General features: G+C 58.0%; 16 protein-coding genes. 7 read left to right on the top strand and 9 right to left on the bottom strand.

Annotated features, from left to right (window positions below):
• Positions 1–19: 19 nt before the first annotated feature.
• Positions 20–1936, bottom strand: a complete 1917-nt coding sequence (gene dnaK / locus SCT_RS08005; RefSeq protein ID WP_059421366.1) for a molecular chaperone DnaK — start codon at positions 1934–1936, stop codon at positions 20–22.
• Between the two features lie 68 nt (positions 1937–2004).
• On the bottom strand, positions 2005–2589 hold the full coding sequence (grpE, locus tag SCT_RS08000; RefSeq protein WP_059421363.1) for a nucleotide exchange factor GrpE: 585 nt from the start codon (positions 2587–2589) through the stop codon (positions 2005–2007).
• Between the two features lie 217 nt (positions 2590–2806).
• Here grpE and SCT_RS07995 point away from each other — a divergent pair, with 217 nt between their 5' ends.
• From SCT_RS07995 to SCT_RS07985, 3 genes are all read left to right on the top strand, one after another.
• Positions 2807–5566, top strand: coding sequence for an EAL domain-containing protein (locus SCT_RS07995; protein WP_059421358.1), 2760 nt, complete (start codon positions 2807–2809; stop codon positions 5564–5566).
• An 83-nt stretch (positions 5567–5649) separates the two neighbouring features.
• Positions 5650–6681 carry an ABC transporter substrate-binding protein gene (locus tag SCT_RS07990; RefSeq protein WP_082098237.1) on the top strand — a complete coding sequence of 344 codons (1032 nt, stop codon included), beginning with the start codon at positions 5650–5652 and terminating at the stop codon, positions 6679–6681.
• The gene (locus tag SCT_RS07985) at positions 6678–9371 is read left to right on the top strand and encodes a bifunctional diguanylate cyclase/phosphodiesterase (RefSeq protein ID WP_059421352.1); all 2694 of its coding nucleotides are present in this window, start codon (positions 6678–6680) and stop codon (positions 9369–9371) included. Before SCT_RS07990 ends, SCT_RS07985 begins: the two co-directional genes overlap by 4 nt.
• Before the next feature lie 10 nt (positions 9372–9381).
• Here the strand turns inward: SCT_RS07985 and SCT_RS07980 are convergent, their stop codons facing one another.
• The 3 genes from SCT_RS07980 to hrcA form a co-directional block, all read right to left on the bottom strand.
• Positions 9382–10458, bottom strand: coding sequence for a hypothetical protein (locus SCT_RS07980; protein WP_059421348.1), 1077 nt, complete (start codon positions 10456–10458; stop codon positions 9382–9384).
• A 183-nt stretch (positions 10459–10641) separates the two neighbouring features.
• Positions 10642–11805: a ferrochelatase gene (gene hemH, locus SCT_RS07975; RefSeq protein ID WP_059421346.1), complete on the bottom strand. Its 1164-nt coding sequence runs from the start codon at positions 11803–11805 to the stop codon at positions 10642–10644.
• Between the two features lie 12 nt (positions 11806–11817).
• A complete protein-coding gene (gene hrcA, locus SCT_RS07970; RefSeq protein WP_059421345.1) occupies positions 11818–12837 on the bottom strand; it encodes a heat-inducible transcriptional repressor HrcA in 1020 nt (339 codons plus the stop codon).
• A gap of 78 nt (positions 12838–12915) precedes the next feature.
• Here hrcA and SCT_RS07965 point away from each other — a divergent pair, with 78 nt between their 5' ends.
• Both SCT_RS07965 and recN read left to right on the top strand, forming a co-directional pair.
• Positions 12916–13788 (top strand): NAD kinase, encoded by an 873-nt coding sequence (locus SCT_RS07965; RefSeq protein WP_059421343.1) that lies wholly within the window; start codon positions 12916–12918, stop codon positions 13786–13788.
• Positions 13789–13862: 74 nt separating this feature from the next.
• Complete coding sequence (recN, locus tag SCT_RS07960; protein ID WP_059421341.1) at positions 13863–15515, top strand: DNA repair protein RecN; 1653 nt, start codon at positions 13863–13865, stop codon at positions 15513–15515.
• A gap of 19 nt (positions 15516–15534) precedes the next feature.
• On the opposite strand, the gene SCT_RS07955 is transcribed toward recN, so the two are convergent.
• The 4 genes from SCT_RS07955 to fur all read right to left on the bottom strand — a co-directional run bounded on the left by SCT_RS07955 (position 15535) and on the right by fur (position 17347).
• Complete coding sequence (locus SCT_RS07955) at positions 15535–15819, bottom strand: cytochrome C oxidase subunit IV family protein (RefSeq protein WP_059421340.1); 285 nt, start codon at positions 15817–15819, stop codon at positions 15535–15537.
• Between the two features lie 13 nt (positions 15820–15832).
• Positions 15833–16426, bottom strand: a complete 594-nt coding sequence (locus SCT_RS07950) for a cytochrome c oxidase subunit 3 family protein (RefSeq protein ID WP_059421338.1) — start codon at positions 16424–16426, stop codon at positions 15833–15835.
• A gap of 76 nt (positions 16427–16502) precedes the next feature.
• Complete coding sequence (locus SCT_RS07945) at positions 16503–16922, bottom strand: thioesterase family protein (RefSeq protein ID WP_059421336.1); 420 nt, start codon at positions 16920–16922, stop codon at positions 16503–16505.
• Positions 16922–17347 (bottom strand): ferric iron uptake transcriptional regulator, encoded by a 426-nt coding sequence (fur, locus tag SCT_RS07940; protein ID WP_059421334.1) that lies wholly within the window; start codon positions 17345–17347, stop codon positions 16922–16924. The genes SCT_RS07945 and fur overlap by 1 nt, the downstream gene beginning before the upstream one ends.
• 168 nt (positions 17348–17515) lie before the next feature.
• Between fur and SCT_RS07935 the strand changes: the two genes are divergently transcribed.
• Both SCT_RS07935 and dapB read left to right on the top strand, forming a co-directional pair.
• Entirely contained in the window at positions 17516–17995 is a 480-nt protein-coding gene (locus SCT_RS07935; RefSeq protein ID WP_059421329.1) for an outer membrane protein assembly factor BamE, read from the top strand.
• Positions 17996–17997: 2 nt separating this feature from the next.
• Positions 17998–18804, top strand: a complete 807-nt coding sequence (dapB, locus tag SCT_RS07930; protein WP_059421327.1) for a 4-hydroxy-tetrahydrodipicolinate reductase — start codon at positions 17998–18000, stop codon at positions 18802–18804.
• The last annotated feature ends 29 nt before the right edge of the window (positions 18805–18833 follow it).

Raw genomic sequence — 18833 nt, 5'->3', positions numbered from 1 at the left:
CCTCCGCGGTTAATGGGTTTTACTTCTTCTCGGTTTTGACTTCTTCGAACTCGGCATCCACCACGTTGTCATCAGCCTCTTTCTTGCCGGCTTCAGCCCCGCCCGCTTCTGGCTGGGCTTGTTCGGCGTACATCTTCTCGGCCAGCTTGTGGGAAGCTTCTCCCAGTGCTTTGGTCTTGGCTTCGATGGTGTCCTTGTCGTTGCCCTTGAGCGCTTCCTCGGCTTCTTTCAGGGCGGCCTCGATGGCGGCTTTTTCATCGGCAGTGATCTTGTCACCGTAGTCGGTCAGGGATTTCTTCACCGAGTGCACCATGCCGTCGCACTGGTTGCGGGCGTTGACCAGTTCCAGCGTCTTGCGGTCATCCTCGGCGTGGGCAGCCGCGTCCTGCTCCATGCGGCGGATTTCCTCTTCGGACAGGCCGGAGCTGGCCTGGATCTTGATCTTGTTCTCCTTGCCGGTGGCCTTGTCCTTGGCGGAAACGTGCAGGATGCCGTTGGCGTCGATGTCGAAGGTGACTTCGATCTGCGGCATGCCGCGCGATGCCGGCGGTATGTCGGAGAGGTTGAACTGGCCCAGGCTCTTGTTGCCGGAGGCCACGTCGCGCTCACCCTGCAGAACATGGATGGTCACCGCGCTCTGGTTGTCCTCGGCAGTGGAGAATACCTGGCTCGCCTTGGTCGGGATGGTGGTGTTCTTCTGGATCAGCTTGGTCATCACGCCACCCATGGTCTCGATGCCCAGGGACAATGGCGTTACGTCGAGCAGCAGCACGTCCTTGACTTCACCCTGCAGCACACCGCCCTGGATTGCCGCGCCGATGGCGACGGCTTCGTCCGGGTTAACGTCCTTGCGGGCTTCCTTGCCGAAAATCTCCTTCACCTTCTCCTGCACCTTGGGCATGCGGCTCTGGCCACCGACCAGGATCACGTCGGCGATGTCTTCGAGCTTCACGCCGGCATCCTTGATGGCCATGCGGCAGGGCGCAATGGTGCGCTCGATCAGTTCTTCCACCAGGGACTCGAACTTGGAGCGCGTGACTTTCACGGCCAGGTGTTTCGGTCCGGCAGCGTCGGCGGTGATGTAGGGCAGGTTGACTTCAGTCTGCTGCGAAGAAGACAGCTCGATCTTGGCTTTCTCAGCGGCATCTTTCAGGCGCTGCAGGGCGAGTACGTCGTTCTTCAGGTCGATGCCATTTTCTTTCTTGAATTCGTCCACCAGGTAGTCCATCAGGCGCTGGTCGAAATCTTCGCCGCCGAGGAAGGTGTCGCCGTTGGTGGAGAGCACCTCGAACTGGTGTTCGCCCTCAATCTCGGCGATCTCGATGATGGAAATATCGAAGGTGCCGCCGCCGAGGTCGAATACCGCAATCTTGCGGTCGCCTTCCTTCTTGTCCATGCCGAAGGCGAGCGCGGCCGCAGTCGGCTCGTTGATGATGCGCTTGACTTCCAGACCGGCGATGCGGCCGGCATCCTTGGTGGCCTGGCGCTGGCTGTCGTTGAAGTAGGCCGGCACGGTGATGACGGCTTCGGTAACTTCCTCGCCGAGGTAGTCTTCGGCAGTCTTCTTCATCTTGCGCAGCACTTCAGCAGACACCTGCGGCGGTGCCATTTTCTTGTCGCGGGCTTCGACCCAGGCGTCGCCGTTGTCAGCCTTGAGGATCTTGTAGGGCATCAGGTCGATGTCCTTCTGCACTTCCTTTTCCTCAAAACGGCGACCGATCAAACGCTTCACCGCGTAGAGAGTGTTTTTCGGGTTGGTGACGGCTTGGCGCTTGGCCGGCGCGCCGCACAGGATTTCGCCGTCTTCGGCGTAAGCGACGATGGAAGGCGTGGTGCGCGCGCCTTCGGAGTTTTCGATGACCTTGGACTGGCCGTTTTCCATCACCGCAACGCACGAGTTGGTGGTGCCCAAGTCAATACCAATGATTTTTCCCATGTTTCTTCCTTTGTAACGAATGATTAAGAATTAACCTTGTTTCCCAGATGGGGATGCTAGTGACTATTTCAAGACTCTTTGGTCTTGGCCACCATTACCAGCGCCGGGCGCAGTACCCGGTCATGCAGCAGATAACCTTTTTGCAGGACACTGACTACCGTATTGGGAGCAGCGTCGGCTTCCACCATGCTGATGGCCTGATGTTTGTGGGGATCGAATTTTTCGCCGGTCGGGTCGATTTCGCTCAGATTGAATTTCTCGAATACCGATACCAGTTGTCTGAGGGTCAGCTCGACACCGCTCTTCATGCTGGCCAGATCGGCGGTTTCCACCTTGATGGCGGCTTCTAGACTGTCCTTGACGGCCAGCAGCTCGGACGAGAAACCCTCGACGGCGAACTTGTGGGCGTTGGCGATTTCCACCTGGGTGCGCTTGCGGATGTTTTCCGTGTCGGCCTTGGCGCGCAGCCAGGCATCGTGATGTTCCTGAGCGTTTAGTTCAGCCTGCTTGAGCATTTCTTCCAGGCTGGGCATGACTTCGGCCGCTTCGCCTTCGATTCCCGCCTGGAAGGCATCGCCCATGGCTGAAGATTCGCCGAGATTTTCGAGAAACTCTTCCTGCTCGATTTTGTTTTTTTGATCTTCTGGCTGCATGTGACGTTCTCCTGATAACGATGCAAAACCATATTGGGTGCAATGTTTTATTTTCAAGAGAGGGGTAGTGAGGTTTTTTTGGTTTATGCTCTGAGAGGCCGGATTTGTATGGCTGGTGGCCTGGTTCGGTTGCAAGCGTTTGGGTTCTATGGCATCGTGCAGAACAACCTGTTGTTTGGGAGTGATGTGTTGATATTAATCAATTAGGTTAATCTTAATGGCTCGTAGTTTTTCGCACTCCAAAATCATCAATTTTTCTCTCGTCGCGCTGGCCTTCTTCGTCCTGGTGCTCACCGGGGAGGTGGTTTGGGATTCTTATTCCAACTACCGTGCCGTGCGTGATATGGGTCAGGCCAATGCAATGGCGGATCACCTGTTCAGGGCTGCTGGTCGCGAGGCGGTGGAGCGCGGTCTGACCGCCAGCGCACTGGGCAGCCCTGTTCCAGCCTCTCCGGTGATCCTGAAGAGCATTGCCGGTCTACGCGAAAAAGGCGATATCAGTTGGAACCAGGCACTCGTTCTGGCACGCGACCTGGCGATACGCGGGAACCCGGATTCCGAGTTTGTCGATGCCATCCGTCAGGCAGAGCGCGAACAGGTGAATTTGATTCAGGCGCGCAGTCGTGCTGATTCGTGTCTGAAAGGCGAAGCCTGTACCTATACCGCAATTGAGTGGCAGAAAGTGATCAGCCACTTCATCGGGGTTTCTTCGCGCTTGCGCGAGGCGGCGTTCCTGCCGGTGGATACACCGCGTCACGTGGCCCAGCTCAACCTCTCTCTCAAGCGCTGGGTGTGGCTGGCGAGCGAGCACGCCGGGCGCGAGCGCGCCATGCTGGGCTACTACATCAGTGCACGGCTGCCTTTGCCGCCGGCTGTGCTGGACGAGATGAAGGCGAATCGCGGCGTGGTCGATCGCAGTATTTTCGATATCCAGGTGGTCGCCGGACTGAAGAGCACCGATCCCCGTATCGTTCATGCAGTGAGGGAGATGGAGCAATCCTTCCTCGGCCGCTACGAATCGGTGCGTCGTCAGGTTTATCGGGAGGTCGACAATGGCGGTTATTCCCTAAGTGGCACTGAATGGTTCGAGCGCTCGACCCAGGCGATCGATTCCATCCTGGCTGTCTCCAGCGCGGTGAGCCTGGTCGCCGATGAGTTTGCGGCACAGGCCATGCGCGAGACCCTGCTGAACATGCTACGCCACGCCGTCATGCTGGTTGCGGCCCTGATGCTGGCGATCTGGAGCATGACCAAGGTGCGTCAGACCGCCAACTCGCTGTTCAAGCAGAAGGAACTCGCCGAGGTGACGCTGCATTCCATCGGCGATGCAGTGATTACCACCGATGGTGCCGCGCGGGTGGAATACCTCAATCCGGTGGCCGAGCAGCTGACCGGCTGGAAGACGCAGGATGCCTACGGCAAGTTGTTGACCGAAGTGTGTGTACTGATCGATGGCGTGACGCGCGTAGCGGAGCCCAACCCGGTGGAGCAGTGCCTGCGCGAACGGAAGGTGGTCGGGCTGGCGAGCAATGTGGTGCTGGTTGCGCGGGATGGCAAGGAGTACATCATCGAGGATTCGGCGGCGCCGATCCGCGACCGGGAAGGCGCCATCATCGGCGCTGTGATGGTGTTCTACGATGTGACGCAGATGCGTCACACGCCGCACCTGCTGTCTTATCACGCCACCCACGACGCGCTTACCGGCCTGGTTAACCGGCGCGAGTTCGAGCGGCGTCTGGCTGAACTGCTGGTGCGCGCCAGGAATCTCGGGCAGGGACATGCCTTCTGCTACATCGATCTGGATCAGTTTAAGGTGATCAATGATACCTGTGGTCACGCGGTGGGCGACAAGCTGCTGCGCCAGCTTACCTATCTGTTGCAGGAAGGCATGCGCGAGTCCGACACCCTCGCGCGCCTGGGCGGGGATGAGTTCGGCGTGCTGTTGGAGAATTGCCCCCTCGACCGGGCACTGAAAATCGCGGAAAGCCTGCGCCAGGTGGTCAAGGATTTTCGCTTCAGCTGGGAGGGGCGCCCCTTCGACTTGGGGGCGAGTATTGGTTTGGTCCTCATCGACGCCGACAGCGTCAGCATTGAGGAACTCATGAGCGAGGCCGACGCCGCCTGCTATGCCGCCAAGGAAAAAGGGCGCAACCGGGTGCAGGTTTTTCGGCCCGGTAACCTGGAACTGGCTCGGCGCCACGGTGAAATGCAGTGGGTGTCGCGCATCAGCCAGGCACTGGAGGAGAACCGCTTTGTCCTGTATTGCCAGAAGATTGCTCCGCTAGACGGAATGCAGGAACGACATTGTGAAATCCTGCTGCGGTTGCTGGACGAGGAAGGAGTGCTGGTGCAGCCGATGGACTTCATCCCGGCCGCGGAGCGTTACAACCTGATGCCGGCGGTTGACCGCTGGGTGATCCACCATGGCCTGGCTACCATCGGGCAGCATCTGCGCGAGCGTCCGGGGCAGGCTGGCGAGGTTTTTTGCATCAATTTGTCCGGCGCTTCACTGAGTGAGGAAAATCTCGAGCAGTTCATCAGTGAACAACTCGCCATGCATCAGGTGCCACCGCGCCTGATTTGCTTCGAGATCACCGAAACCGCTGCTGTAGCCAACCTCGAGCATGCTGCTGCACTGATCAAAGCACTCAGGGCCGAAGGCTGCCGCTTTGCCCTGGATGACTTCGGCAGCGGCTTGTCTTCTTTCATGTACCTGAAATTTCTGCCAGTGGATTACCTGAAAATTGATGGCGCTTTCGTCAAGGATATGGTGGATGATACGGTGGATTACGCCATGGTGCAGGCGATCAATACGGTCGGTCACGTCATGGGGATCAAGACGATTGCCGAGTATGTGGAAAATGACGCTATCCTGGAGAAGCTGCGAGAGCTTGGCGTTGATTACGCTCAGGGTTATGGAATTCACAAGCCTTGCCCAATGGATCAGTGTTTGGCAGGGTCTTGCGATATGGCCTGAAGCAAGCTTCCCGGGTTCGTAATTGCTGCGGATATCCACGTAATAACTGAAGAGTAGAAAATAAAAGGGGGGTAGAGATCGGTATGAATTCTTCGAGAAGGTCTGCCCTCAAGGCGATGGCAGTCCTGGCGGCTTTGCCTTGTCTGCCGCGTGCCTGGGCTGCTGAACCTGGCCAGCCAGTGATACGCATCAACATTCCCGGGCCCCGTGCTCTGGCTTTCATGCCGGTCGAGCTCATTCCGGCGCTCGGTATCGACCGCGCTCTTGGCGTTCATCTGTCTATCCGATATTTTCCCAGTGGCGTGCGCTCTTTCGAAGACGCTTTGGCGGGAAATGCCCACTTCGCTGCGGTGGGATTTTCCGTTCTTCCTGTGCTGGCCTCGAAGGGGGAGAAGGTCTTGGCGGTGGTGCCGCTAAGCGGCAAGATGCCGCCCTATGCGCTGGTGGTACGCAAGGATCTGGCCGGCAAGATCAGGAAAGTCGGCGATCTGAAAGGCCGCAGTATCGGCGTCTCTGCCGGCAGCGTTGCCAGCAAGACTTACCTGAATACTCTGGCAGAGGTCGTGTTGTCCAGCTATGGGGTGAAGCCGAGCGAGGTGCGCTGGGTACCAAACGCGCAAAATATCGATGCAGTGTACGGCGCTCTGGCCGGACAAGCGGTGGATGCCGTGTTCTGCGAAGAGCCATTTGTCAGCGAGCTGGTTCGCAGGGATGCCGGCCGGATACTTCTCGATATGAACACACCCGTGGCCATGGCAAGGATACCCGGCTTGGCGCACCCACGTTCCGTCGTGGCAGCTTCCGCCGAGTCTGTGCGTGAGAACCCGCAGCGCACCGAGCTGATGGTGCAAATGGTGCAGCGTACTCTGGTCTGGATGCATGCGGCCACCCCTGAAGCCATTGTCGGCAAGCTCGGAGTGGCGAATGAAAATGAGCGGCGTGAACTGATTGCCACACTCGCCAGGGTTCCCGACATATTCAGTTCCGACGGCCGTTTTTCGCGCAAACAGGTCGGAGAAACAGTGAATTTCCTGCGGGCCGCCAGCGTGCCCTTGTCGGCGGATCTCGATGTTCATTCCCTGGTCTCCTACCAGTGGTCGGGGAATAAACTTTGATTCTCCGGTATCTGCGCAATTTTTCGGCAAAAAAAGGCACGCTACACGGGCAAGCGATATCCAGGCTGGCGTTAGTACTTGTCATCTCCATGATCGGCATACTGCTGATCGGTCTTAGTAGTTATGCCACTTTCTACCAGCGTGAGGCATCGCAGAAACAGGCGCTCATCGAAGGCTATTACCTTGACCAGTTGCCGCGCCTTGAATCCGAATGGCAAACCGAGGCGGAACAGATCAAGGCGCGCATCGAGTTTTCCCGTATTCTGGAAGACTCTGCCGATCTGCGCTGGGCGAAACTGAATGCGCTTCTTAATGCACAATGGGAATTCATCGAGTTTTCCAACCTTCTGATACTGGATGGGCAGGGAAAAGTCTTGTTTCGATACGGCACGGAAGCCCATGCTCTGGATAATATTTCCGCACTCTCCTTGGGTTGGCTGTATGCGGCCGACCATGGCGAGTTCTACCAGGTGTTTCAGCGGCCTCTATGGTTAGGCCAGGGAGGTCAGGGCAGCTTGCTGCTGCTGAAATCCCTTAACAACTCCATGCTGAAGAAACTGGAAATCCCGGAAACCCACTTGCACCTGAAATTCGATGGCGCTCTGCTGGCTTCTTCGAGTGTCTTACCCAAAGACGCGACTTCTTTTGATCGCAGGATTTTATCCAGCTTCAAGCCGCACTATATAGAAACGGCTTTGTCCTGGCCCGGCAGTGAAAAGCTGCAACTGTTTATCCAGCGTGAAATCTACGTCAGTTACCCCCTGCCTGAATTCCTGCTGCGCCCGGTCATGGCCGTGGTATTCGTTGCTATTCTGCTCTGGCTCGGTCTGGGGCGCTGGCTGCAGAGCACCGTCCTGCGTGTGGAAAGTGTGGAAGCTGCGGCCAAACGCTTTACCGGTAGCGGCAGGTTGAGGCTGGCTGAGACCGAGCTCGAGCCGGCGCAAAGCCGAAAAGATGAAATCGGTGATCTGGCGCTCTCATTGCGAAGTCTGATGCAAACAGTCGATACCCGGGAACGCGAGCAAAAGGCCTATCTTGATACTCTGGCATTGCTGGAAGAGGCTGTGCTGGAGCTGGATTGCGATGGGCGCATCCAGCGCGCCAGTCCGGGTTGGTCCACCCTGGCTCATTGTGACGATGCAGTAGGGCGCAGGCTGGATGAGTTCATTCATGTCGATGACCTAGAGGCCTTGCATACCCAGTGTGATGGGTTGTTCAGGGGTGTGAAAAGCCACATGGGACTGCGTTTGCGGCTGGGTGAGATAGACGGGTTGGTGCACGACTCCTGGCTGGAGTGTCGCTTCGTCAGTCATTGGGATGAGTTGGGCAAGGTGGCCGGCCTGCGCGGGGTGCTGCGCGATGTCACCCAGACTTATCTGCAAGAGAAGCAAATCTCTCACATGGCCCTCCATGATGCCCTGACTGAACTGCCGAACCGGGTGCTGCTGGAGGACCGTTTCAAGGTCGCCTTGCGCTTGGCTTCGCGTACGGTGCACAAGGTGGGGGTGTGCTTTATCGATCTCGATCATTTCAAGAATATCAACGATACCCTTGGTCACAAAGTGGGCGACAAGCTGTTGCAGGCTTTTTCCGAGGTAATGAAGACCCAGCTTCGGGCAGGCGATACCCTGGCACGCTGGGGCGGGGACGAGTTTGTGCTGCTGCTCCCCGACATGGAGTCAGAGGACTCAATTCGGGACACGATTAAAAAAGTGAGGGAAGTCATGCAATCGCCGCTGCAAGTGGACGGTGCCGACTTGCCCGTGACTTTCAGCATGGGCGTGGCGATTTATCCCGATGATGGGGAGGAGGTTGAAACCCTGTTTTCCGAGGCTGACCGCGCAATGTTCTACGCCAAGTCCCAGGGTCGAAATCAGGTGTGCTTCTTCCGCGACATGACCAGCCAGGGCATCGGCAAGAAGGAACTCTACATTCAGAATCGCCTGGCCAATGCCGTTAAATCCCAGCTTATTCAGGCCTGGTTCCAGCCGATTATCGCAGCTTCTACCGGTGCGTGCAGTGGCGTGGAGGTGCTGGCGCGCTGGCATGATGACGAGCTGGGCTGGATCGGTCCTGCCACCTTCATTCCGATAGCGGAAAGTATCGGAATGATCCGGGAGTTGGGTCAGCAGGTATGGCTTGCCAGTTTGACTGCCGCCGAAAGCTGGCAACGTCAGGGCCTGACTTTGAGCATTGCAGTGAACGTGTCGAAGCGGGAGCTTTTTAAGCCCTACTTCACCGAGCAACTGCTGGAAGAGGTGTCCAAACATCAACTTTCCCCAGGGAGCATCATCCTTGAGGTGACTGAAAGCATTGCGCTGCTGGACGTGGAGCATGCCGCGGAGCGCCTGCAGGAGCTCAAGGAGGCGGGTTTTCGCATTGCCATCGACGATTTCGGTACCGGTTATTCCTCGCTTTCGCAGCTGCATGAAATGCACGTGGACGAACTCAAGATCGACATTTCCTTTGTGCGCCGCCTTAACGATCCGCGCGGTTCGAGCATGACACAGGCAATCATCAACCTGGCGCGTGCACTGAATCTGAAGACCGTTGCAGAAGGGGTAGAGGACGAAGAAGCCGCAGCCAGGTTACGCGAGTTGGGGGTGGATTACCTGCAGGGCTACCATTTCGCCAAACCCATGCCGCGTGAGGAATTTGAACTCTGGCTGGCTCAACACAACAGGAGCTAGCCCCTGGATCCTATACCGCCAGATCAATTTGCTGCACTGTCCCGGCGCCGCCGTCTTCACTGAGATAGACGCCGGATGATTTGACTTGGCCGTCGAGTTGGTTCTGGCCGTTCTTGATGTCGAATGGCGTGCTGATATTGCCGAGATAGATCGCGCCGACGTTCTTCTGCGCCAGGTTGCTCAGGGTGTCTTTGCCACCGGCATCTTTGGTCCAGATTTGCAGTTTCTGGTAAACCGCGTCATTTTCGTCGATCCAGCCGTTTTTGTCCTGGTCGTAGGCGGCTAGTTCGGAAAAGCCGTTGCCGCTGGCAGGGCCGAACAGCTCGCTACCGTTGTTGATCTTGCCGTCCGCGTTTTTGTCCAGCGCCAGGAAGCCGCTGCCAGGGGCGACAAATGAAATCTGGTCTGCCGATCCGTCTGCATTGAGGTCGAAGTTGAATTTGGTGCTGGTGAGCTGTGCCGCGGTGCCACCAAAATTAATCACCAGCGGGTCTTTCTTTTTTGCATCACCCAGGCGCAGGCTGACGTTGCTTTCCTCATAGTGTTCGCGGCTCATCGAAAGCTGGAGGTCGAAGCTGATTTCCTTGCCGTCGGCAGTCTTGACCACGCCTTGCGCGGAGAAACTGGTTTGTTCCGCTTCGTAAAGGGTTTCATGGCGGTCGTATTCGATGCCGAATCCCGCTGGTCTCGTTTGTTGCTGTTGCTGAGACGCGGCCTTGTTGGGGTCAGGAATGTTCGCGGGCTCGACAGCCGGCTGGACATCCTCAAGTTTGGTCAGCTTGATTTTCTTTCCGGTTAACGCCTCTACCATCAGTATGATCAGTTGGTAGCGGGGATCGTTTTCCAGGTCTTTTTCCGGGTCGACCGCAGCCACTTGCTTGGTGGTATCAGCATGGGCGGCAGCCAGGGCTTCCGCCGAAAGCCGGACGCTGTCTGCAGCCGGGGCCGGATTCTGTCGCTGGCGTGATCGCCCTTCGAAATCGGGCCGCTGGTCGCCGACCCACATTCTGAGTGACTCCTTGGCCGTGTGCTTGTCGATGGAACTATGCTGGCTGCTTAGCAGGAGGTTCGAACTTTCGATCTTCATGATTTGTTCCGTGCCGAAGGTGGAAACTTGTTTAAGTTTATCGGCGGTTTGGAGCGGAACTTGATGGTGCGTGCACTGAAAATATTAAGATATTTATAAAAATATCAGTGCGTTAGTGAGATACGCCGGATGTTTTTCAAACAGCTTGAGGAGAGGGCGGCTTGATCTTGAAATTGAAGGCTTTTAGTCTTTTGCACCCATCGCCAGCGCACGGTTGCGAGAAGCGGCGCAGGCTTCTTTCTCTTCCGTCGCTATCCAGCCTTGCAGGTTTGCGGTGACGATATCGCTCAGGGTGCGAATCCAGTCATCGCGTTCATTCAGGCAGGGAATGTAACGGAACTCCTTGCCTCCGGCGCCGAGGAAGGAGGCTTTGCCTTCCAGTGCAATCTCCTCCAGGGTTTCGAGGCAGTCGCCGACGAAGCCTGGGCAGATGACATCCACCCGGTTTACGCCCTGCTTGCCGAGTTCTTCCAGGATTGCCGTGGTGTAGGGCTTGAGCCATTCGGCACGGCCGAAGCGCGACTGGAAGCTGATCCGGTATTGATCCGGTTTCAGCTCCAGTGCTTCTGCCAGCAGCCGGCCGGTTTTCTGGCATTCGCAGTGGTAGGGGTCGCCTTTGTCCAGGGTGTAGCGTGGTACGCCGTGAAAGCTCATGACCAGCTTGTCGGGATGACCATTCTGCATCCAGTCGTCGCGCACGCTTTGCGCCAATGCCGCGATGTATCCGGGGTGGTCGTGAAAGCTCCGGACGGTACGGATTTCCGGCATGTTGCGCATCTTGCGCAAGATGTCGAACACTGCGTCCATGGCCGTAGCCGTGGAGCTGGCGGCGTACTGCGGGTAGAGCGGGAAAATCAGGATGCGCCCGCAGTTCTGCTGCTTGAGTTTTTCCAGCGCCGACGCAACCGAAGGATTGCCGTAGCGCATGGCGAATTCGATCAAAACAGAGCCTATCCCTCCGTTTTCCGGAGGGATAGGCGTTTGCCCCCTCTCCCCTTCGTGGGAGAGGGTTGGGGAGAGGGTCGGTTTCAACAATTCACCCAAATAGCCCCGCAGCAGCTTGGCCTGCCGCTGGGTATGAACCTGCAGCGGCGAGCCTTCTTTGGTCCAGATCTGGGCGTATTTTTCCGCCGATTTCTTCGGCCGGGTGTTGAGGATGATGCCGTTCAGAATCAGCCACCACAGCGCACGGGGAATTTCCACCACGCGCGGGTCGCCGAGGAATTCCCTTAGATAAGGTTTAACTGCCGCAGCGGTGGGCGCATCGGGCGTGCCGAGATTGATCAGGAGAACGCCGGTTCGGCTGGGCGTGCCATGGCGGTAAGCCGGTTCGGTGCGGTAAGACACGATTACGAGCCCTCAGTGGTAGGAAAGCGCGCTGGACAGCAGCTTGGCGGTGACGTCCACGATCGGAATGATACGTTCGTAGGCCATCCGGGTTGGGCCGATTACGCCGACGGTGCCGACGACTTGGCCGTTCACCTCGTAGGGTGCGGTCACCAGGCTGCATTCGTCTAGCGGCATGCGGCCGGATTCGCCACCGATGAATATCTGCACGCCCTGGGCGTGCTGGCTGATGTCCAGAAGCTGCAGCAGGGTGGTTTTCTGATCGAAGGCGTCGAATAGCCTGCGCAAGGACGCCATATTGGAAGACAGGTCCTGCACATGCAGCAGCTTGCGTTCGCCAGAGAGTACGTAACTGTCGGCGCCTTCGTTCGATGCAGCGCCGCCGGCCTCCATCGCCAGAGTCATGAGCGTGGTCATGTCGTGGTGCAACTGTTTCAGTTCGACCTGCATTCTGCTGCGCACCTCTTCCAGGGTGCAACCGGCGTAGTGCTGGTTGATGAAGTTGGCCGCCTGGGTCAGCTCCGAGGCGGAATAGGATTTCTCGCTGACGATAATGCGGTTCTGCACGTTGTCGTCGGTAGTGACCAGGATCAAAAGTATGCGTTTTTCGGAAAGATTCACGAATTCGATATGGCGAAAGCCGATGCTGCGGCGCTTCGGTGCCATCACGATGCCGGCGAACTGGGTCAGGTCGGATAGCAGTTGCGAGGCAGAAGCGATCAGCTTCTGCGGATCGCTGGGGTGAAGCTGGTTTTCCAGTTGATGCACTTCGACCGCGCCGAGCGGTTGCACGGTGAGCAGGGAGTCGACGAAGAAGCGATAGCCGAGCGGAGTGGGTATGCGGCCGGAAGAGGTGTGCGGGCTGATGATATAACCCATTTCTTCCAGATCGGCCATGATGTTACGGATGGTAGCCGGGCTCAGATCCAGGCCGGAGAACTTCGACAGGGTTCGTGAGCCGATGGGCTGGCCTTCGCTGATATAGCGTTCCACCAGGGTTTTAAGCAGGATTTGCGCGCGTTTGTCGATCATATATTTGGATGTGCATTATGTGTTATGCACTTCGAGTCATAGTACCATCAAAAGTTTTATTATGGTTTAATTCACGGCATGAGTCAGCTCTTCAAAACCATTGCCCTGATAGGCAAATACAATAGCCCGGAGATCGGTGATTCGCTGCTGCGTCTGGCCAAGTTTCTCGTCGAACAGGAACACACCGTGCTGGTGGAGCGGCAGACGGCAGAAAGCACCGGCGTGACCGACTATCCCCTGGCAGACCTGGAACAGATCGGGGAGCAGGCCGATCTGGCCGTAGTGCTCGGCGGCGATGGCACTATGCTGAATATCGCCCGTTCCCTGTACACTTTCGGCGTGCCGCTGGTCGGCATCAACCAGGGTCGGCTCGGATTTTTGACCGACGTTTCAGTCGATACCATGCTGGAAACCATGGCGGAAATCCTCGCCGGCGATTACCTCAGCGAAGCGCGCTTTCTGCTAAACGTGACCATCCGCCGCCAGGGGGAGAACGTCCATGAAGCCTGCGCTTTCAACGACGCAGTGGTCAGCAAAGGCGCGACGGCGCGCCTGATCGAACTGGAAGTGTTTGTCGACGGCCAGTTCGTTTATAGCCAGCGCTCCGACGGCATGATCATTTCCACCCCGACCGGTTCCACGGCTTATGCGCTGTCCTCCGGCGGGCCGATCCTGCATCCTACGCTGGAAGCGGTGGTGCTCGTGCCGATCTGTCCGCATACTCTGAGCAACCGCCCGATCGCGGTCAACAGTGAAAGTACCATCGAACTCCTGCTGCTTCATGCTGACGACGCGCGCGTGCATTTCGACGGTCAGCGCCATTTCGACTTGCAGGAAAACGACTGGGTGATCGTGCGCCGATCCAAGCAGATGGTGCGCCTGCTCCACCCTTTCGGTCACAGCTACTACGACATGCTGCGCCAGAAGCTGCACTGGGGGGAAAAACTGTAAAGGAGTAATGAGAGAGGGGTAATGGAAAGTGGTTTTTTCATTACCCCTCACAAATTACCCATTCCACGATCATTATGCTACTGACCCTCAATATTCGTGATTTCGTCATCGTAGACCGCCTCGAGCTGGAATTTCAGCCCGGCTTTACCGTGCTTACCGGCGAAACCGGAGCAGGTAAATCCATCTTGATCGACGCCCTGTCGCTGGCCTTGGGCGAACGTGCCGATGCCGGGGTGGTGCGTGCCGGTGCGGATCGCGCCGAGATCGAAGCCGAATTCGATACCCGCACCCTTCCCCAGCTTCAATCCTGGTTGGACGAGCACGAGCTCGGCGGCGATCCTGGCGTATGCCTGATGCGCCGCGTGGTGGATGCAGGCGGCCGCTCGCGTGCCTTCATCAACGGCCGTTCCGCCACATTGCAGCAATTGCGCGAGACCGGCGAATTTCTGGTGGACATTCATGGCCAGCACGCCCATCAATCTCTGCTCAAGGTGGCTGCCCAGCGCGAGTTGCTCGACGCCTACGCCGGCCTGGGGCGTCAGGCCAGGGAAACGGCGACAGCCTGGAAGGAATGGCAGGCGTTGAAGAAGGCGCGGCTGGAGCGGGAAAAGAATGCTGCCGCCTACGCCGAGGAGTTGGAGCGCCTGGAATGGCAGGTGAAAGAGCTTGCGGCGCTGAATTTTTCCGGCCCGGAATGGGAAGAATTGCTGGCCGAACACGGCCGGCTGACCCACGCCGCCAGCCTGATGGAAGGTGCGCAGTATGGACTGGAAGTCTTGTCGGAGAATGACGTGGCTTGCCTGGCGCAGGTCAATGGTGTGATTGCGCGCCTCAACAACCTGGTCGAGTATGATTCCGGATTGAAGGAAGTGCTGGAGCTGCTGGAGCCGGCCGAGGTGCAACTGCGCGAGGCTGCCTACAGCCTGCGCCATTATCTGCAGCGCCTGGATCTCGACCCGGAGCGGCTCGCCCAGTGCGAGCAGCGGCTGGGGGATGTTCACGATGCCGCGCGCAAATACCGTGTCGCCCCAGACCAACTGTCTGAGTTGCTGGCAGATAAGAGTGGTCGACTGGATGAATTGCGCGGCTTCGACAGCGGCGGCGACGAGGCTCAGCGCGAACAGACGGCTCAGGCGCAGTATCTCGATCTCGCCGGCAAGCTGAGCGCAGCCAGGAAAGACGCGGCGCAGGATTTGGGCGGGAAGGTCAGCGCCGCGATGCAGTCCCTCGCCATGGCGGGCGGACGTTTCGAGATCGCGCTGACCGAATTTGAAGGCAATGCGCACGGCCTCGAAGAAATCGAGTTCCAGGTCAGCGCCCACGCCAGCCTGCCGCCCAAGCCCCTGGTCAAGGTGGCTTCCGGCGGCGAGCTGTCGCGTATCAGCCTGGCCATCCAGGTCATCACCAGCAAGGTGTCGCTGGTGCCCACCCTGATCTTCGACGAAGTGGACGTGGGTATTGGCGGGGGCGTGGCGGAAATCGTCGGTCAGTTACTCAAGCAGCTCGGTGCCGAGCGCCAGGTACTGTGCGTCACCCATCTGCCCCAAGTGGCGGCGCAGGGTAACCATCATTGGCAAGTCAGCAAATCCAGCCAGGACGGCGGTGTAGTCAGCCGCATCCAAGTGCTGGAGCCGGCGGCGCGCATCGAGGAAGTGGCGCGCATGCTGGGCGGCGTCGAAGTCACCGAAACCACCCGCAAACACGCGGCAGAGATGTTAGGGGGTTGAGTAGTCAACTGGCGCCTTCTTACAGCGTTGTAAATCTGGCGAAGTGTTCGCTGAACACATACACCAGCACCGTCACCAGCGGCAGCACGTAGAAATAGGCGCGCATCAGGTTGCGTATCGTGCGGTTCGCAGTTTTCAGCTCCATGAAGTGATCGATCACCAGTCTGCCCTTGAAGGCCATGGTCAGGCAGATGACCAGGGTGACTGCGAGGCCGGGCTCGGAGGATTCGCCGAGGAAGGCGCCGCCCAGAGTCAGCGCCACCAGCAGAAGCCACAGCAGGTTCAGGGTTTGTTTGTGGGTCATGATGTCGGCCTGTTCAGCGCAGCAGGTACAGCAGCGGGAAGATGATCAGCCACACCAGGTCGGTGGCGTGCCAGTAGGAGGCGAAGGCTTCCATGCCTTCATGTTCGGTCGGGATGTAGGCGCCGGCCTTGGTGCGCGCCATCACCCACAGCAGCCCCATGATGCCCCAGCCAACATGCACCATATGGGTAAATGTCAGGTAGTAGTAGACGGTGAAAAAGATGCCAGTGCGGCCGGTGATGCCCTGGCTGACGTTCCAGCGGAACTCGAAATACTTGGTGACGAAGTAGCCGCAGGCGGCGAATAGCACCAGAACCAGCCAGCGCAGGCTGACTTCGGGCCGATTCTGCCGGATCGCGATCACCGCGTTGGCGACGAAATAACTGCCGGAGATCATCAGCACGGTGTTGAAGGTGCCTGCGAACAGGCTCAGTTGCAGTGGGCCTTCGTGGAAGGCTTGCGGGAAGTGGGCGCGGGCGATGAAGTAGACGACGAACAGCAGCGCGAATTCGGTCATCTCGCTCAGGATGCCGGCCCAGATTCCCTTGTTGCCCGGGATGCGGCCTTCGATCGGGTCCTGCTCGGAGTGGGTGGCGGTCAGTAACACGGTTTTGACGGAAAGGTTTCGATTGAACTCACTGCCGGTTGGACTGAGCTACGGTTAAATGGTGCGCTAGTCGCCGCTAAATTTGTCCCTTGGCGGCGACTTTGGCGTTGAATTTTGCTGCGTCGATCACGAAGCGCTCATGAGTGCCTTCGGTAATCTTGTCGACACCGTCGTCGGCTTCGACGTGAAAGCTGAGCTTGCGTCCCTCGATTTTCTCCAGCCGGACCTTGACTGAAACCGTCAGCCCGGGCGGGGTGGCGGCAAGGTGGCTGAGGTTGACGTGAGTGCCGACAGTCTGCTCGCGGGGCCAGTCCAGATGCGGGTTGACAGCCTGGATGCAGGCCCATTCGCACAGTCCGACCATGAAGCCGGTGGCGAACACTTCCGGCATCTCCTGGAATTCCGGTGCCTCGGGGAAGAGTTGCGGCACGGTCTTGGTCTCCGGCACCAGGAACTTGAATTCGTAGGCGAGGCCGGGCTGCAGGGTGTCTTTCATCAAGTCTTGTTCGGGCAGTTCTGCTTGGTACACTCAGCGAACAGATACAGCGAGTGCTCGCGGATGGAAAAGCCGCGTTCTTTGGCGATCTTGTCCTGGCGCTTCTCGATTTCAGGGTCGTGGAATTCTTCCACCTTGCCGCATTGCATGCACACCAAGTGGTCGTGGTGGCCGCCCTGGTTGAGTTCGAATACCGCCTTGTCGCCTTCGAAGTGGTGGCGGATCAGCAGGCCCGCCTGTTCGAACTGGGTCAGCACCCGGTATACCGTGGCCAGGCCGACATCTTCGTCGTCGGCGAGCAGAATCTTGTACACATCCTCGGCGGTGAGGTGGCGCACGTCGCTGGTCTCGAACAGGTTGAGGATTTTCAGGCGGGGGGTGGTGGCCTTGAGTCCGGCGTTTTTCAGGTCCTGCGAGTCGCCCATGAATCGATCCTCAATTTAATCGTTTAAATTTAAAAGCCGACTAACCACAAATATCAAAGGGGTTAAAGGCATTTTCTGGATTTAATCATATAATGTTTATCCTTCCCTTTCCAGCGCTTTCTGGGGTGTTATAATGCCGCCACTTTATTGTTTTTTGTCGGGATTTTTATGAAATCCGTTCTACAGGCACTTGCTGCCATCGCCATCCTGCTCCTTGCCGCCTGTTCCGTGACCGACACGGTTGGCGAAAAGCTGACGCCTTACAAAATCGACATACAGCAGGGTAATGTCGTTACTCAGGAAATGGTGGCGAAACTCAAGCCCGGCATGACCAAGGCCCAAGTGCGCTTTGTCCTGGGTACTCCGCTCATCATGGACTCATTCCATGCCAATCGATGGGATTATGTCTACCGCTACCAGAAAGCCGGCAAGCTGATGGAAGAACGGAAGCTGGCACTGTTCTTCGAGCAGGAATTGCTGCAACGCGTCGAGGGTGACGTGGTGGCTGCCAGCCCAACGGAAGAGAAGAAGGATCCGGTGGCAGTCGGCGAGCCGTCCAGGGCCGCGGAACAACCGGAGCAGGACGCGGCACCGACGAAGAAAGAAAAAGGCTTTTTCGGCCGCATGATCGAAAAAATAGGGTTCTGAACATGAGCACACTGAATATCGCGATTGCCGGCAGCTCGGGCCGGATGGGCCGTGCTCTGCTTGAGGCGGTGGCGCAGGCACCGGACATGCGGCTCGCGGCCGCCCTGGAGCGGAAGAGCAGTCCGTTCGTCGGCAAGGATGCGGGTGAACTATTTGGAGCGCCATGCGGTGTTTCTATTAGCGAAGATATGGCGACCGCGCTCGCGGGTTGCAATGCGCTGATCGATTTTACTCGCCCCGAGGCGACACTGGATCATCTGAAAGCCTGCCGCGAACTTGGCGTCAATGTTGTCATCGGTACGACCGGTTTTTCCTCCGAGCAGAAAGAACTGATCGCTGACGCCAGTCGTGACATCGGCGTAGTTTTCGCTCCCAACATGAGTGTCGGCGTAAACCTCAGTCTCAAGCTGCTCGACATGGCGGCACGTGTATTGAATGAGGGCTACGATATCGAGATCATCGAGGCGCATCATCGCCACAAGGTCGACGCGCCTTCCGGTACCGCGCTGCGCATGGGCGAGGTGGTGGCCAATGCGCTGGGCAGGAATCTGGCGGAATGCGCGGTGTATGGCCGCGAAGGTGTAACCGGTGAGCGCTCTCCCTCGACTATCGGCTTCGCCACGGTGCGCGGCGGCGATATAGTTGGTGACCACACCGTGCTGTTTGCCGGAACCGGCGAGCGTATCGAGATCACCCACAAGGCCAGCAGTCGAGCCACCTTCGCGCTGGGTGCGCTGCGTGCCGCGCGCTTCCTCGCGCAGCGCGGCAAGGGGTTGTTTGACATGCAGGACGTGCTCGGTCTACGTTGATTGCAACGTTGCAATCCGGTATAATCCCA

Origin of the sequence: Sulfuricella sp. T08 (assembly GCF_000971475.1) — a bacterium.
Taxonomy (GTDB): domain Bacteria; phylum Pseudomonadota; class Gammaproteobacteria; order Burkholderiales; family Sulfuricellaceae; genus Sulfuricella.
The sequence above is the reverse complement of the archived record's forward strand: the minus strand, read 5'-3'. Positions and strand labels throughout refer to the sequence as shown.

Coding starts and splice junctions, on each gene's coding strand:
- hrcA (WP_059421345.1), bottom strand. CDS start 12,837: ATGATCGACAAACGCGCGCAAATCCTGCTTAAAACCCTGGTGGAACGC.
- SCT_RS07945 (WP_059421336.1), bottom strand. CDS start 16,922: ATGAAAGACACCCTGCAGCCCGGCCTCGCCTACGAATTCAAGTTCCTG.
- SCT_RS07955 (WP_059421340.1), bottom strand. CDS start 15,819: ATGACCCACAAACAAACCCTGAACCTGCTGTGGCTTCTGCTGGTGGCG.
- recN (WP_059421341.1), top strand. CDS start 13,863: ATGCTACTGACCCTCAATATTCGTGATTTCGTCATCGTAGACCGCCTC.
- SCT_RS07980 (WP_059421348.1), bottom strand. CDS start 10,458: ATGAAGATCGAAAGTTCGAACCTCCTGCTAAGCAGCCAGCATAGTTCC.
- fur (WP_059421334.1), bottom strand. CDS start 17,347: ATGGGCGACTCGCAGGACCTGAAAAACGCCGGACTCAAGGCCACCACC.
- SCT_RS07935 (WP_059421329.1), top strand. CDS start 17,516: ATGAAATCCGTTCTACAGGCACTTGCTGCCATCGCCATCCTGCTCCTT.
- grpE (WP_059421363.1), bottom strand. CDS start 2,589: ATGCAGCCAGAAGATCAAAAAAACAAAATCGAGCAGGAAGAGTTTCTC.
- SCT_RS07995 (WP_059421358.1), top strand. CDS start 2,807: ATGGCTCGTAGTTTTTCGCACTCCAAAATCATCAATTTTTCTCTCGTC.
- SCT_RS07990 (WP_082098237.1), top strand. CDS start 5,650: ATGAATTCTTCGAGAAGGTCTGCCCTCAAGGCGATGGCAGTCCTGGCG.
- SCT_RS07965 (WP_059421343.1), top strand. CDS start 12,916: ATGAGTCAGCTCTTCAAAACCATTGCCCTGATAGGCAAATACAATAGC.
- dnaK (WP_059421366.1), bottom strand. CDS start 1,936: ATGGGAAAAATCATTGGTATTGACTTGGGCACCACCAACTCGTGCGTT.
- dapB (WP_059421327.1), top strand. CDS start 17,998: ATGAGCACACTGAATATCGCGATTGCCGGCAGCTCGGGCCGGATGGGC.